Source organism: Clostridium folliculivorans (assembly GCF_024341905.1).
Lineage (GTDB): Bacteria > Bacillota > Clostridia > Clostridiales > Clostridiaceae > Clostridium_AR > Clostridium_AR folliculivorans.
Map to the genome: position 1 here is coordinate 436,200 of NZ_BQXY01000001.1, position 16,077 is coordinate 452,276.

At 32.1% G+C, this 16,077-nt stretch carries 18 protein-coding genes; all 18 read left to right on the forward strand.

Going from position 1 to position 16,077, the window contains the following annotated elements:
- Position 1 precedes the first annotated feature (1 nt).
- The 18 genes from fliM to OCU55_RS01965 all read left to right on the forward strand — a co-directional run bounded on the left by fliM (position 2) and on the right by OCU55_RS01965 (position 16,018).
- Entirely contained in the window at positions 2–997 is a 996-nt protein-coding gene (gene fliM, locus OCU55_RS01880; RefSeq protein ID WP_261850621.1) for a flagellar motor switch protein FliM, read from the forward strand.
- On the forward strand, positions 990–2,156 hold the full coding sequence (fliY, locus tag OCU55_RS01885) for a flagellar motor switch phosphatase FliY (protein WP_261850622.1): 1,167 nt from the start codon (positions 990–992) through the stop codon (positions 2,154–2,156). The genes fliM and fliY overlap by 8 nt, the downstream gene beginning before the upstream one ends.
- A 351-nt stretch (positions 2,157–2,507) precedes the next feature.
- The gene (gene flgM, locus OCU55_RS01890) at positions 2,508–2,786 is read left to right on the forward strand and encodes a flagellar biosynthesis anti-sigma factor FlgM (protein WP_261850623.1); all 279 of its coding nucleotides are present in this window, start codon (positions 2,508–2,510) and stop codon (positions 2,784–2,786) included.
- A gap of 1 nt (position 2,787) precedes the next feature.
- Positions 2,788–3,198, forward strand: a complete 411-nt coding sequence (locus OCU55_RS01895) for a flagellar protein FlgN (RefSeq protein ID WP_261850624.1) — start codon at positions 2,788–2,790, stop codon at positions 3,196–3,198.
- 14 nt (positions 3,199–3,212) lie between these two features.
- Entirely contained in the window at positions 3,213–5,033 is a 1,821-nt protein-coding gene (gene flgK / locus OCU55_RS01900) for a flagellar hook-associated protein FlgK (RefSeq protein ID WP_261850625.1), read from the forward strand.
- Between the two features lie 15 nt (positions 5,034–5,048).
- The gene (flgL, locus tag OCU55_RS01905; RefSeq protein ID WP_261850626.1) at positions 5,049–6,044 is read left to right on the forward strand and encodes a flagellar hook-associated protein FlgL; all 996 of its coding nucleotides are present in this window, start codon (positions 5,049–5,051) and stop codon (positions 6,042–6,044) included.
- A 19-nt stretch (positions 6,045–6,063) separates the two neighbouring features.
- A complete protein-coding gene (gene fliW / locus OCU55_RS01910) occupies positions 6,064–6,492 on the forward strand; it encodes a flagellar assembly protein FliW (RefSeq protein ID WP_261850627.1) in 429 nt (142 codons plus the stop codon).
- A gap of 1 nt (position 6,493) precedes the next feature.
- A complete protein-coding gene (csrA, locus tag OCU55_RS01915) occupies positions 6,494–6,709 on the forward strand; it encodes a carbon storage regulator CsrA (RefSeq protein ID WP_261850628.1) in 216 nt (71 codons plus the stop codon).
- 10 nt (positions 6,710–6,719) lie between these two features.
- Positions 6,720–7,076 carry a flagellar protein FlaG gene (locus OCU55_RS01920; RefSeq protein ID WP_261850629.1) on the forward strand — a complete coding sequence of 119 codons (357 nt, stop codon included), beginning with the start codon at positions 6,720–6,722 and terminating at the stop codon, positions 7,074–7,076.
- Between the two features lie 29 nt (positions 7,077–7,105).
- Positions 7,106–7,411: a hypothetical protein gene (locus OCU55_RS01925; protein ID WP_261850630.1), complete on the forward strand. Its 306-nt coding sequence runs from the start codon at positions 7,106–7,108 to the stop codon at positions 7,409–7,411.
- A 9-nt stretch (positions 7,412–7,420) separates the two neighbouring features.
- Positions 7,421–7,807 carry a flagellar export chaperone FliS gene (gene fliS / locus OCU55_RS01930; protein ID WP_261850631.1) on the forward strand — a complete coding sequence of 129 codons (387 nt, stop codon included), beginning with the start codon at positions 7,421–7,423 and terminating at the stop codon, positions 7,805–7,807.
- 1 nt (position 7,808) lies between these two features.
- Entirely contained in the window at positions 7,809–8,147 is a 339-nt protein-coding gene (gene fliT, locus OCU55_RS01935) for a flagellar protein FliT (RefSeq protein ID WP_261850632.1), read from the forward strand.
- 15 nt (positions 8,148–8,162) lie between these two features.
- Entirely contained in the window at positions 8,163–10,058 is a 1,896-nt protein-coding gene (fliD, locus tag OCU55_RS01940) for a flagellar filament capping protein FliD (protein WP_261850633.1), read from the forward strand.
- Between the two features lie 684 nt (positions 10,059–10,742).
- Entirely contained in the window at positions 10,743–12,134 is a 1,392-nt protein-coding gene (locus OCU55_RS01945; RefSeq protein WP_261850634.1) for a flagellin N-terminal helical domain-containing protein, read from the forward strand.
- A gap of 269 nt (positions 12,135–12,403) precedes the next feature.
- Positions 12,404–12,580, forward strand: a complete 177-nt coding sequence (locus OCU55_RS01950; protein WP_261850635.1) for a carbon storage regulator — start codon at positions 12,404–12,406, stop codon at positions 12,578–12,580.
- Positions 12,581–12,787: 207 nt separating this feature from the next.
- Complete coding sequence (locus tag OCU55_RS01955; RefSeq protein WP_261850636.1) at positions 12,788–14,407, forward strand: flagellin N-terminal helical domain-containing protein; 1,620 nt, start codon at positions 12,788–12,790, stop codon at positions 14,405–14,407.
- 223 nt (positions 14,408–14,630) lie between these two features.
- Positions 14,631–14,948 carry a hypothetical protein gene (locus tag OCU55_RS01960; RefSeq protein WP_261850637.1) on the forward strand — a complete coding sequence of 106 codons (318 nt, stop codon included), beginning with the start codon at positions 14,631–14,633 and terminating at the stop codon, positions 14,946–14,948.
- Between the two features lie 209 nt (positions 14,949–15,157).
- Positions 15,158–16,018 carry a flagellin N-terminal helical domain-containing protein gene (locus tag OCU55_RS01965; RefSeq protein WP_261850638.1) on the forward strand — a complete coding sequence of 287 codons (861 nt, stop codon included), beginning with the start codon at positions 15,158–15,160 and terminating at the stop codon, positions 16,016–16,018.
- Positions 16,019–16,077: the final 59 nt, after the last annotated feature.

Here is a 16,077-nt window from a genome sequence, read left to right on the forward strand (position 1 = left end):
TATGGCAGATGTATTATCACAAAGTGAAATAGACGCCCTATTGTCTGCCTTGTCTGCTGGAGAGCTTGAGCCAGAGGAATTGCAAAAAGATGAAGAAAAGCAAAAAGTGAAAGTTTATGACTTTAGAAGTCCTCAAAAGTTTTCTAAAGAGCATATAAGGGCACTTGAACTTATACATGATAATTTTGCAAGAATAATTTCTAATTTTCTTACTGCTCAGGTGAGAAAAAATACAAAGGTTAAGATAGAAAACATTGAGCAGGTAACCTATGAGGAATTTATTCATAGTGTATCTAATCCAACTACATTGCTTTTGTTTAAGATGCCACCTTTAAATGGTTCAATTCTTTTTGAGATGAATCCTAGTTTTTCCTTTCAAGTTATTGATATACTTCTAGGAGGAACGGGAGAGAGAAGACATGTAAGTAAAGAGTTTACAGATATAGACAAAAATATAATAACTCAAGTAGGAACAGGGGTACTATCAAACCTAAAGCTTGCTTGGGAAGATGTCATGGATATTGATATAGAAGTAGAAAGTTTAGAAACTAATCCTGCTTTAAATCAAACATTAGCTCCAAATGAACCAGTGGCATTAATAACTTTTTCAGTAGAAATGGGTAAGAGTAATACTTTTATAAATCTTTGTATACCTTACTTAAGTATTGAGAAGATTCTTGATAAACTAGTAATGAGAAACTGGTTCCAAGCAGGTGCTGAGGAAGATCTTGAACATACAAGACATGATATAGAAAAGAGATTAGATGTCGTAGATGTGAATGTTAAGGTAGAGCTTGGTAATACAGAAATTAGCATTGATGATTTCTTAAAATTGGTGACAGGTGATGTGATTAAACTTGATAACAAGTATAATAGTCCTGTAACAGTAGTAGTTGAAGACGAAAAATGTTACCTGGCCAAACCAGGTATAGTTGGTAAAAATATGGGAGTAGCCATACTTGACATTATAGGTAAGGATGTGGAAGATTATGAGTAATGGATTTCTTACACAAGAAGAGATAGATTCTTTGTTAAATGGTCCATCAACACCAGCCGAATCCACAACAGGTAACACTGAAGAAAGTATTTCAGATATAGATAAAGATCTGTTAGGTGAGATAGGAAATATTTCAATGGGTTCAGCTTCAACAGCTCTTTCCCAGATAATTAATCAGTCGGTTAATATTACTACTCCAGTAGTAAGTACAACAACTTTGGGAGAGCTGAAAGAGCAATTTCATATTCCTAATATAGTACTTGAAGTAGAATATACTTCAGGAATATTAGGTAAAAATATATTAATAATGCAAATCAATGATGCTGCAGTAATAGCTAACCTTATGATGGGTGGAGATGGTACTGTAAATACTACAGAATTATCAGAAATAGAACTAAGTGCAGTTCAGGAAGCAATGAACCAGATGATTGGTTCTGCAGCAACCTCAATGGCTACTATGTTTGCAAGAGAAGTAAACATATCGCCACCTATTTCAAAGACTTGGGATGAAGCAAATGAGCCAATTTCCGAAGGAATTAGCGATGACGATGTTTTAGTTAAGGTATCATTTAAACTAACAATTGGTGATTTGGTAGATAGTAACATAATGCAGTTATTACCACTAAAAACTGCAAAGAAGATTGTTTCAATAATGATGGGAGAAGAGCAGCAAAGTGAACCAGCTATTGAGCAGCCTAGAGTGGAAGAAAGAGCACCACAACAGGAAGTAAGAACAGCTAGTAATCACGAACCATCAAATACATATCATGTCCAAGAAAGTCACAATGACTATAATCACTTTGTACAAGAGAAACCTATATATCAAGAGCAAAGAACTCCTGTGGAAGTTCATCAAGCATCTTTTGATAATTTAACTTCAAGTCCGTCTGGGCCAGCACATAAAAATATAGATTTAATACTAGATGTTCCATTAGAAATATCTGTGGTTCTTGGTAGAACTAAGAAAAGCATTAAAGATATTTTATCTTTAAGTAATGGATCCTTAATTGAACTAGATAAAGTTGCTGATGAGCCTGTAGAGATTTTAGTAAATGGCAAAAGAGTAGCATTTGGTGAAGTTGTGGTAGTTGATGAAAACTTTGGAGTAAGAATCACAAGTATCGTAAGCAACGCAGAGAGAATAAAGTCTTTGAAGTGATAAAAAGCACTGTTCCTGAATCAAGCAGGAAAGTGCTTTTTATTATTTCAAAGATATTTCAATTTTAAGCGTTGTTTGAAATTAAATGGTCAAACATCCAATGCTTTGATGAACTTAAGAAAAAAATAAAATAAACTTTAGAAGTTTTGGAAACAATATAAATGTTAATATTTTGTTAATAAATTATGGTTTTTTCTAACAGGTACATAATAGGGTATAGGATGTCAAAAATGACACTTAAAATGAATTTTGATAATTAGGAAATTTTTACAAATATAAAAACTAAGTATAAACTAATTTATTCATTGCACGATAATATAAGTAGTGAATACAGTACAGTGGAGGTAAGTTATGAATATCAAAGGGGTAGGACCAACTAGAAATGTAATTGATATATATAATGTTAACAAAGTAAAAGCAACTCAAAAAGCTGAAAGCGTGAAAAAAGATAGTTTAGAAATATCAGGCGCGGCTAGAGCTTTAAGTAACTTTTCTTTAGGAGATGATGTAATGCCTAGAAGTGAAAAGGTAGAAGCATTAAGAATGCAAGTTGCAAATGGAACATATAAGCCAGACAATGAAAAAATAGCACAATCAATGATTAATTCTATAAGTGAAGGAAGGGTTTAATATGTACGAAGAGCTTATTAATGTAATACTTAGTGAAAAAGAAGCGCTTAATAAGCTTCTTTCGTTACTAGACAATCAATATTCGTTTATATTAAAAAAAGATATATTTGGATTAGATGATGTTGCAAACAAAATACAAGCTTGTAATAAAGAGATAGCAGAAGAAGAAGTTAAAAGAAGAAAGCTTGTTAAAAGCAATTCTATGAAAGATGTTGTATTTTCTTCAGGGAACGAAAGACTGGAAGAAAGTTATAGAGATATTTTGAAACTTTTAGAAGCTGTGAGACTTCAGAAGGATACTAATGATTTACTCTTAAAACAACAACTTTCATATACTAATCAAATGTTAAATTATATAAATCCGAACAGAGAAATGAAAACTTATAACTCATACGGAAAAATGTCAAGGTAGTAGGGGGAGGAAATATGTCAGGTTTATTTTCTACATTTAATATAGCAAAAAGAGGTATGGAAGTTCAGCAAAAAGCTATCGATGTAACTTCGCATAATATAGCAAATGCAAATACGGCCGGATACTCAAGACAAAGAGCAAACATAGAAACTACAAGACCACAATCTTTAGGTGGTATGGAAGCAGGACAACTCGGAACAGGAGCTCAGGTTTCAACAGTTGATAGAATTAGAGATACTTTTTTAGATTATCAAGTAAGAAATGAGACTAGTATATCTGGTCAATATAGTACTAGAGATAATTTTTTAAGCCAGATTGAAGATGTTTTTACAGAACCATCTGATACTGGTATATCGTCATTAATGGGAAAATTCTTCGATTCATGGCAACAGTTGTCCAAGCAACCACAGAGTTCAAATGCAAGAACTGTAGTTGTTCAGCAAACATTAGCTCTTACAGATGCTTTAAATCATACATATACACAGCTTAAAGATCTAAAAAATAATGCTCAAAGTCTTATAAAGAATACTGTTACTGACATGAACAGTACTTTAAATCAAATTGGTGAACTAAATAAAGAAATAATAAGTGTTAAAAATGCTGGAGATACACCTAATGATTTAATGGATAAAAGAGATCTATTAATAGATCAGTTATCTAGCAAATTTAACTTAAGTATAGATAAGAAAGCTTTTGAAGGAATTAATTTAAAACCAGCAGATGTAAATGGGATGAAGGCTCCAGAACTAGTTAAGGCTGATGGAGATACTCAGGTAGCTAGATTTTCATATATAAGCAGTATGGAAAAAGATCCGACTGATGATTCTGGTACTACTTATAAGATAACCTATTATAAGCTTGGAAATATGGACAGTGAAAATAATAAACAAACAATAACTTTAACAAATGTAAGTCCTGATCAAGCTAAAGAAATTGAAGAAACAAGAGTTATATGGTCAAATAGTGATGGAGTTGCTACTAAAGCAGATGGATATCCATTAAAAGATGGATCAACTGTAGATGTACAAGAACTTAAGTTGTTTTCTCCAACAGCTGGTGAAGTAAAAGGAAATATAACAATACAAAAAGATATTGATAATTATATAGATCAAGTAAACAAATTAGCTAAATCTATTGCATTTACAGTTAATGCTGTACATAGTGGTATGTCAAGTACAACAACTAATGGATTCCCTGATAAAGATTATATGCCTTTATTCGTAAATAAATCAGTAGCTAATTATAGTGTAAATGGACAGATTATAAATCTAGATGATACATTAAAAAATGAATCAGAGATAACAGCTGGTAACATAACGGTAAATAAAGAAATTCTTAACGATGTTATGAAACTAAAGACAAAAACGAGAGATTCTAACTTCGCTTATGCTGATCAAAACACTGTAGATGGTGAAGGTGATGGAGCTAGAGCCTTGGCTATAGCGCAGCTTAAGAATAATTTACTTGATATTCAGGATGTAGGAACTACAGTGAATTCAAGAGCAGATCTTTTCGATATGTCAAAAGGAAAAGCAGTACTAAAGGATAATGGGTTAACAATCGAAAATAATAATAATGGAACTACTTTAGAAGCGTACTTTAAAGATTCTATAGATAAATTAGGGGTACAAGCTCAAGAAGCAACCAGAATGGTAACTAACCAGCAACAACTTTTAGATTCGTTAAATCAAACTAAAGATAGTGTGTCTGGAGTTTCACTTGATGAAGAGATGGCTAACTTAGTACAATTTCAACATGCATATAGTGCAAACGCAAAGGTTATCTCAACAGTGGACGAGCTTCTTGATGTAGTAGTAAATGGATTAAAGAAATAATAAAGGAGTATTTAAATGAGAGTTACTAATAGAATGTTATCAAATAACTTCCTAAGTGATATGAGAACAAATCTCAATAGTATGAAAACCCTTCAATCTCAGTTGTCATCAGGAAAAGAAATAAGAAGACCATCAGATGACCCTTTCAAAGTTGCAAGAGCTATGCAGCTTAACACAGATATATCTGCCAATAAGCAGTACAATGAAAATATAAGCGATACTATAAACTACCTTGATGCTACAGATACATCTTTAGATCAAATCACTCAATCTTTTCAAAGAATAAGAGAACTTGTAGTATCATCTGGAAATGCAGCTTATGGCTCAGACGAAAGAAGAGCTATAAAGGATGAACTTAATCAGAAGGTTTCAGAAGTATCTCAAATATTAAATTCAAATTTCGATGGTAAGTATATCTTCGGTGGTAGTAAGGTAACATCAAAACCAATGGGAGTTAAGGATTTTGATGCAAATGGAAATAAAGGGTTATTCTTTGCAGGAAAAGAAGGCGAAGAACTTTCAATAAACTCTACAGATATTACTATGTCAAGCCAAATGGATATGATAAGAGCAAAACTACCTGTGGAAGTATCACAAGGTGTAACTATGGATTACAATGTAAGTGCATACGATGTGTTAAATTTCACAAGTGAAAAAGGAAAGCAAATAAATGTTAGCAATTTGTTGAATAATATAATTACTAACTTAGATTCATCTTCTCCTGATGCACAAAGCAAACTTACAGGAGAAAACCTAGATGACTTAACTGCTGCAGCTAGTAATATACTGAAAATCAGATCAGAAGTTGGAGCTAAACAAAATAGAATGGATTCTGCAAAAGATAAAAATGATCAAGAAAATTACAATTTAACTGATGTATTATCTAATACAGAAGATATAGATATAACTCAAAAAACAATGGAATACAGTACGATGCAGACTGTGTATATGGCATCACTACAAACAAGTGCAAAAATAATTCAGCCATCTCTAATGGATTACTTGAGATAGCAGTATTGGAGGGGATTTTATGAAACTAGAGACTAAATACCATGGTATATTAAATTATGAAGAAGACGATATAATCACTTTTGCTAAAGGATTACCAGGTCTTCAAGATTTGAAAAAGTTTATACTTGTTGATTTTGAAGAGAATCCAATCTTTAAGATACTACACTCAGTTGAAGACGAGGAGGTTGGGTTAGTCACAGTTTCCCCTTTCGATTTTATAAATGAATATGAATTTGAGCTTAAGGATTCTATAGTAGAAAGACTTACAATAAAGGATTCTAATGAAATTTTAGTATTAAATACAGTGACCCTTAGTTCTAAAGTTGAAAATATTACTACTAACTTAAAAGCACCTATAATAATAAATACAAAATCAAAGCTTGGGGAACAAATAATCATAGATAATGAAAAGTATATGATAAAACATCCTCTACTAAGGAGTGAGTAATATGTTAGTACTAACTAGAAAGAAAGGTCAATCATTACTGATTGGTGATGATATTGAAATTTCAGTAATAAAGCTTGATGATGGAAGTGTAAAACTTGCAATTAGCGCACCGAAAGAACTAAGTATTCTTAGAAAAGAACTTGTTAAAGAAATTGAAGATGAGAATAAAAATGCTACTATAATAGATTTAAGTATTCTTAAAAATCTCAATAAATAGAGGTGTACGTATGGAGATAAGGGTTAATCAGGGAACTGGAATACAGACAAATGTTGATTCAACTAATCAACCAAAACCAATAATAACTGATATATCTGTACAAGAAGACAAAAAAACTATAGATACAAAAGATAAAAATGATGATCGAGAGATAAAAAAAGCTGTAGATAAACTTAATAAGTTCCTTGAAGGTGATAGTGCTCATGCAGTATATGAGATGCATGATAAATTTAAAAATGACCTGATGATTAAAATAGTTGATGATAAAACTAAAGAGGTACTTATGGAAGTGCCTCCTAAAAAAATATTGGACATGGTTGCTAAACTGTGTGAGATGGTCGGAGTTGTTTTTGATAAAAAAGTATAAGTAGATTTAAGTGTTTGGGAGGAATCTATATGGAATTTAAGTTAAATAAAATAGATACCGACCTAAGAGAAAAGCTTAACGAACAAACTAGGGATGGTAAGGTTCATTCTAAGGATGGAATAAAGATTGAAACACAAGTTGATAGCTATAAATATAGAGAACCGAATAAACAAAAAAAGAAAGACAAGCATAAAGAGTCTTTTAAAGAAGTAATAAAAGAACAGAAGACGGTAACTGTAGATGGATATAAGCCTGATACTGTTGAAGTTGAGGTAGTAAAGGAAAAAGACTCGAAAGAAAACTATAGAGGTGTATTTATAGATGTTAAAAAATAGGAGGATATTATGTACGCAAATAACGGATACAATGTATATAAAAACAATAGTGTAAATTATGCATCCAAGGAACAACTATTACTTATGCTGCTAGATGGAGCGGTAAAATATGCTAAGATAGGTAGACAAGCAATTGAAGATAAGGATATAAAAAAGGCTCATGAGAATATTAAAAAGACTGAAGATATATTTACAGAACTTATGGTAAGCCTAGATACAAATGCTGGTGATTGGGCAAAATCACTATTTGCAGTATACGAATTCATCAATTATCAACTTATGCAAGCTAATATAAAAAAAGACACTTCAATAATGGATACAGTAATTCCTATGATAGAAGATATAAGAAATACTTGGCAGGAAGCAGAAAAACTTTCAAAGGCAGCAGTAAGATAATATGAATTCCTTAAGAGAAACACTATTAGGTTATAAGGAATTAACTGATAAATTACTTTTATCAATAGAAGAAGAAGATGAAGAAAACTTTCTTAGACTAATAGAAGCTAAACAAGATTTAATTGATTCGATTAATCAAATTGGTTATGATCCGAAAATGTTTAGTGAAATTTCTAAAGAACTAGGGTTACTCGAGCAAGACAAAAAACTACATCAGATTATTGAAGAAAAAAAGCTTTCTATAAAGGAAGAGATAAAGAAAATAAATGATAAAAAGAATGCAGCTACTGCATATAACAATACTTATAGAGGGTTTAACCTTATAAACAAAAAGATTTAGAATGGAGGGATTTTTTTGAATATATCAGGAGCATCTGGTAGTAGTAGCAGTACTACCGATTACACCAGAATAACAGGAATGGCCAGTGGACTAGATGTTGATGGACTAGTAAAACAAGCTTTAAGTGCAGATCAAACAAAAATAGATAAGGTGAAGCAGGATTCTCAATATGTTCAATGGCAACAAGAGGCTTATGTAGGTTATATAAAAGACCTTAAAGATTTTGCTAACTCTTTTGACATATTACAAGCAGATAACATGATGACTTCATCAACCTATACTGGAACTTCAGTTTCCACAGCCATGGCATCTACAGGGGTAGCGGGAGATAATTACTTAACGGCATCTACATACCCTGGAGCAGTAAAGGGAAACTATCAAGTTAAAATTAATAATCTTGCTGGTACTGCTAAAAGTCAAAGAGATTTTGATAGTGTTAATGTTACTTTGCCTAGCACTGTAGCAAGCTCTATAACTTCCCAGTCTATAAAACTAAATCTAACTGATACAAATGGAAACACTACATCAACTAGTATTGACTTTAGTGGATATGCAGGTAGTGGTACTGCTGATGATATAACACAATATATTAATGATCAGTTGAAAGCTGCTGGAGCATCAGCAAAAGTAAATGCTACTAATAGTAATGGTGTTATTACATTTACATCAACATCATCTGATAAAATAAGTGTAGATAGCAGCACAAAGTTTTATGGCCTGGAAGGGTTTAGTGGAAAGGTAATTAGTGGAGGTTTCAACACAAGTACTAAGCTAAGTGATTTGGGAATTGGAGCTAACAGTACTATTAACATCCAAGTAGACCCTACAGATCCTACTAAGAAATGTTCCATAAATTTGAGTTCTACTGATACAGTGAATGATTTAATGAATAAGCTTAAGAATACTTATATTGGAAGCTCTCCTTTATATACATATATAAATGTTAATTATAGCGAGCTAAATAATAAACTTACTATAGAGAGTAAAAATACTGGTTCATCAAGTGGAATTACAATTAGTGATACTTCAGGATTAGCGGCACAGACATTGGGCATAGCTGGTACATTTACTGGTACTGATGCAAGTGTATCTATTAAGGCTCCTGGTGAAGTAAATTTTACTCAAGTGACTAAGGGGTCAAATAGCTTTACTTTAGATAACATTACTTACAATTTGCAAAATGCTACAGCAGGAGATACTGTAAATCTTTCTGTTAAAGCAGATGCTTCGTCAGCAGTAGATAAATTTAAGAAGTTCATAGATAAGTATAATACCTTAATAGATAAAATAAATACTAGCATAACTCAAAAGAAAAACTATGATTATAAGCCTTTAACAGATACACAAAAGTCTTCAATGACTGCAGATCAAATAACTGCTTGGGAGACTAAGGCTAAGGAAGGTATATTAAGAAGAGATGATACATTAAGTAATCTGGTTTCAACTATGAGACAAGCGGTTTATGATACAGTTAATGGCGCAGGGTTAAATATAACTGATATTGGTATAACAACTACCTCTAATTACATGGATGGTGGTAAATTAACAATAGATGAAACTAAACTAAAGACTGCTATCGAGCAAAAAGGTGATTTAGTTAAAAACTTGTTTACTAAATCCGGTACAGCTAATACCGATAAAGGTATATTCGTAAGATTTAAAGATGCTTTAAATAATGTGGTAGGTACTGATGGTACTTTAATTAAAAAAGCTGGTTATATAAATTCTAGATGGGTAAGCGAAAATGATTTAACTAAGAGTATAGCTGAAAAAACTCAAAAGATTAAAGATATGCAGGATGCTATGAAAACAAAACAGCAACAGCTTTATAATATGTACTCTACTCTTGAGACTAATATGAATAAATTAAATTCTCAAAGCAGTTGGCTTTCATCGGCAATGAGCGGTTAAAACTTAGAAGATACTAAAGTATCTTCTTTTTTTTGTACTGTTAAGACACCGTGTTGAAATTAAGTGGCTATACATCCGACGATTTAATGAGCTTTCGCAAAGGATTAAATAAGTTTCTATAAAAAACTATAAAGTATTGTTTTATGATAACGATTACTATAGTATGAAGATAAAAAATATTAATAGACAGAAGTTGTTAATTAATGTAATTGTCTGAATTTTTATAAGATGTATAAAACCTTATAAAAATATTTTAAAAAGTAGTAAAGTACTACAGAAGAACAACGATAATATAGTATAAAGATAAAACATATTAACGAACAAGTATTGTTAGTTGGTGTAATTATCTGAAATTTTATAAGAAGCACAAAATCTTATAAAAATATTTTAAAAAAGCAGTAAAGTACCACAGAAATGAAACGATAATATAGTATGAAGATAAAACATATTAATGAACAAGGATTGTTAATTAATATAATTATCTGAAATTTTATAAGAAGTAACAAAATCTTATAAAAATATTTAAAAAAAGTAGTAAAGTATCACAAAAATTTAACGATAATAAAGTATAAGGGTGATAAAACACTACTTAAAAAATCTTAATAAGGTAGTAAGTTCAAAGAACTTAACTATAAATAAATTATTGGACATGGATGTCCGTTAAAAATCAGGGAGGGTTTTATAATGATAATCAATCACAATTTAGCAGCAAACAATGCAATTAGACAAATGAATACTAACTCAACAAATGCTAGCAAGGCTATGCAAAAACTTTCTTCAGGTCTTAGAATCAACAGTGCATCAGATGATGCTGCAGGATTAGCAATATCTGAAAAGATGAGAGGCCAAATAAGAGGTCTTGATCAAGCTTCAAGCAATGCTCAAGATGGTATATCACTAGTACAAACAGCTGAAGGTGCGTTAAATGAAACTACATCAATTCTTCAAAGAATGAGAGAGTTATCAACTCAAGCATCAAATGATACAAACACTGCTGATGACAGGGGTGCTATACAAAAAGAAGTATCACAATTAAATTCTGAAATAGACAGAATAGCAAACACAACTGAGTTTAATACTAAAAAGTTATTAACAGGAAATCTTGGTGTTTCAACTAATGATGGACAAAACATAACTAAAGCAGCTATGACTACTGATACTCAAGCCGGAACATTAAACTTAAGTGCTAACGGTACTTTAGCAACAGTTGCTAGTGCAACTTTAGCAACAGCAGCTGGTAAAACTACAGTTGCAACTTCTGATTCACTAACAGTTGTAGCTAACGGAAAGACATTTAACGTAGCAACTAGTGCTGGACAAACATATGATGATTTAGCAACTCAAATGTCTTCAATCACTGGATTAGATGTAAGTTTTAAATCAGGAACAGGATTTACATTTGCAACTAAGGATGCAAATGCTGACCAATCAGTATCTATTAAAGAAACTACTGCAAACGCATTAGATGGAGCTACTGACTTTACAACTGCAACTACTGGTGCAGGAACAAATGCAACTGGTTTAGCTGGTACAGGAAGCGATGGAGCAGCTGCATCATTCTCATACCAAGGAAACCAAGTTACAGTTACATCTGGAAGCCAAAAAGGTTTAACATTTACTTTAGCTGCTGACCAAGGAAGCACAACTACAGCTACAGTTTCTGGTAAGTCAATAACTGCAAGTGGACAATTACAATTACACATTGGTGCAAACCAAGGTCAAACAATGTCAGTAAGCATAAATGCAATGGATTCAAAGAATCTTGGAGTATCTGGTGTTGACGTAACAACTCAAAACGGAGCTGAAAATGCAATAACAAGTGTAGATAATGCTATACAAACAGTTTCAGCAGAAAGAGCTAAGCTTGGTGCTTACTCAAACAGATTAGAACATACAATCAATAACTTAGGAACTTCAAGTGAAAACTTAACATCAGCTGAATCAAGAATCAGAGATGTTGATATGGCTAAAGAAATGTCTACATTCTCTAAGAACAACATTCTTAGCCAGGCTGCTCAAGCTATGCTTGCTCAAGCTAACCAACAACCACAACAGGTTCTTCAATTATTAAGATAATAGAGTAAAGTATTTAGTTAGTTGTATATTTAAGAGTCAGAGATTTAGGTCTCTGACTCTATATTAAAAAAATATAAAAAACTTTAAAAAATTTTAAAAAAAGTATAAAGTTTATATTTAAGTGTACGAATAGATAAATATAAAGTAAAAATTGCATAAATACAATTAATAATCATGGATGATTAATAGACTTATCTCATTTTGCAGGAGGCAAAGGGTAGATAGGTATATTAATCATCCACTTTTTTGCGATTTCAAGGAGGAAGAATATGTTAGTATTAGGCAGGAAGCCAGGGGAATATGTAGTGATAGGTGATAACATCACTGTAAAGGTAGTAAAAAGTGAAAATGGAGATTTAAGACTTGCGATTGATGCTCCTAGAGATGTAAAGATCACAAGAGGTGAGGTTTGGGAACAGGAACATAAACAAGGACAAGCCATTTAGTTTTTAAAACTTAATAAATGTAAACTCAGGAGGAGTAATTTTTTTCTTATAAATCAGCAGGATGCTGGTGTCATAAGAAGAGATTACTCCTTTTTATTTTTTAAAATGTTAATAAATGATCTAGGTAGTAATGCCATAAAGGCTTTAACTATAAATAAATACAGTGGAAAAGGAAGTCCACTTTAAAAATCAGGGAGGGAATTTACTATGATAATTAATCACAATTTAGCAGCTAATAATGCTATCAGAAACATGAACACAAATTCAACAAATGCTAGTAAGTCAATGCAAAAACTTTCATCAGGTCTTAGAATCAACAGCGCATCAGATGATGCTGCAGGATTAGCAATATCTGAAAAGATGAGAGGCCAAATAAGAGGTCTTGATCAAGCATCAAGCAATGCTCAAGATGGTATATCATTAATTCAAACAGCTGAAGGTGCATTAAACGAAACTACATCAATTCTTCAAAGAATGAGAGAACTTTCTGTTCAAGGTTCAAATGACACAGCTACAGATGATGATAGAAAAGCAATGCAATCAGAAGTTGGACAATTAAAAGACGAAATAAATAGAATATCATCTACAACTGAATTCAATACAAAGAAATTGTTAAATGGAGATTTAGCTGCAGGACAAAATACTGCTTTAGCTACTAATCTAAATTCAGTAAAGTTAGAGACTACTGCTACTCAAGGTACTTCTACTGGTAAGAATGCTTTAGCAGCTCCAGTAAGTATTGTTACAGGAACAAATGATACATTTAAAATAGCTTTAGATGGTGGAGCAGCACAATCAGTAACGATAGCAGCTGGAACATATAACAATACTCAATTAGTTTCTGCAGTAAATACTGCTTTAGGAGCAGCATCAATAACAGGTGTAACAGCTCAGTTAACTACTGATGGAAAACTATCATTTGTAAGTTCAGCTGCAAATGCAACAAGTGCAGTTAATATTACATCTGGAGCTACTGATGCATTAGGAAGTTTAGGATATGATACAACACCTGCAAATAATGTTGAAACAACAGGTACTGCAGCAGCAACTAGCGTTGCTACTACAACTAACCTTATAGCTTTAGGTGATTCAAATGGTAATAATGTAGGCTTATCAGTTGGAAATCAAATTAACCTAAGTGCTATAGTTGGAGGACAACAAAAGACAGCTACATTAGCAGTATCAGCAAATACAACTGTTGCTGATTTAACATCTGCTGTACAAAGCATGATTGGTGGAACTGCACAAGTAACTCTTGATACTACAAATAATGAATTGAAAATAGTTGGACAAACTGGTTCTGCATATGAAATTTCAAACTTAAAATTAAGTGCTCAAAAATCAAGCACTGATTCTACTGTTGTAGCAAACAACTTTAATAACCAATTTAGTTCATTTACAGAAACTCAAGCTGCTAAGGATGTTAAAGCTGATGGTTCTTTAGCTTTCCAAATTGGTGCAAACCAAAACCAAACAATGAAAGTTGATATCAGTGACATGAGCGTACAAGCATTAGCTCTATCTTCAGTTGATGTGTCAACACAACAAGGAGCAGAAAGTGCTACAACTGTTATAGACAATGCTACTAAGGCTGTTTCAGCTGAAAGAGCAAAACTTGGTGCATTCCAAAACAGATTAGAACACACAATCAACAACTTAGGTACTTCATCTGAAAACTTAACTTCAGCTGAATCAAGAATCAGAGACGTTGATATGGCTAAAGAAATGTCTACATTCTCTAAGAACAACATTCTTAGCCAGGCTGCTCAAGCTATGCTTGCTCAAGCTAACCAACAACCACAACAAGTTCTTCAATTATTAAGATAATTGATAAACTTATAATAAGTAATTAAGAGTCAGAGTGAAAACTCTGGCTCTTTTTACTTATTGCAAAAGTTTATATGGTAATTAAAGCTAAAGTAATAATTTAAGAGGACGATAAAATACCATAGAATGATTGCATAGTAATAAAATGGATTGTGAGATGTTTGCTACTTGAATGTAGGCATTTAATATATTATATAATTTAAATGAAGTAGAGGTGAGCCCTATGTACAATGATGAATATATTGTTTTAAGAAAAGATGATGTTGAAAAAATAAAAAATAAACTCAATATATTGAAGCTTCTAGTAGAAGACCCTTATGAAAAAGAAAAGGTTGAAGAGGTGCTTCATATTATAAATACGGATCACACAAAGGGTGAAAATGAATCAATAGAGGAAGTTATTTATAATAAAATGAAAGAAACCAAAAGTACTAATCCAGAATTGAGTGCTGACTTATATATGATATATAGAAAGCTTCAACAGAAGAAGATAGATCCGGCAGAAGCGATACAATTATATAAAATCTACATAAGTGATTAGAGGATCTATAGAATTTTGAACATATATATTAGGAATATTAAATTTATGCTAAAGTAATCTAATAACTTAGACGATATAAAGATATATTAGTTTCGATAAAAGTATATTTAGTGATAGTTTGTAAATCGATTTTTAAGTATATGTTGACAAGTTTGTTATGATGAGGCATATTTTAAATAATTATAAAAAATAAGTACGGAGTGATGAAGATGAGGTTATATCATAATTTGGCGTCTTTAGATTTATACAGGAATTACAAGAAAAACTTAGTGGACCAAAATGCTGCTATGGGAAAAATATCTTCTGGTTCAAAACTAAATTCATCTAGAGAAAATCCTAATTCTATCGGCAGAAGTGAGCTTATTAGAATGCAGATAAGAGGTGCTGATGCAGCTAGTAAGAATGTACAGGACGGGGTGTCCATAATGCAGACGGTAGATGGTGCACTTGGTTCAGTTAGTGACTCTTTAGCTAGAATGAAAGAACTAACAGTGCAAGGTAGCAATGGAACTTTAAGCAACGAAGATAAACAGTCAATACAGAAAGAGATAGAACAGCTTAAACAACATATTAATGAAGTAGGTACTAATACTGAATTTAATGGATTGAAGATGCTTGGTAATAACTTTGTGACTGACAACAATAAGCCTTATATGCAGACAATGATGTCTGGTGCCAACGTAGGAGATAATATTGATATTCCGATGTATAATATAAGAGTTGATTTGCTTAAAAGCAGTAACGGAAGCGACATAAGTCAACTAGATGTTACTGACCCACTTAAAAGCAAAACCAATTTACAAACAATTGATGATGCTATTAATGAAGTTAATAGTATGAGAAGTAAGTACGGTGCACTACAAAACAGATTTGAAACTGCAGCAGATAATTTAAGCGGTAGCAGTGAAGTTTTGCAAAGAGCAGATAGCCAACTTAGAGATACAGATATAGCTCAAGAGATGATGGAGTTTTCGAAGAGCGGTATATTAGTTCAATCAGCTACAGCACTTATGGCTCAAACAAATAAGTTCCCACAAGATGTATTAAATATACTAAGCAGAGTAAAGTAGATACTACGAACAATGTAGTATCTACTTTTTCTTTAATTTAATTTAAGTATGGTAAGAAA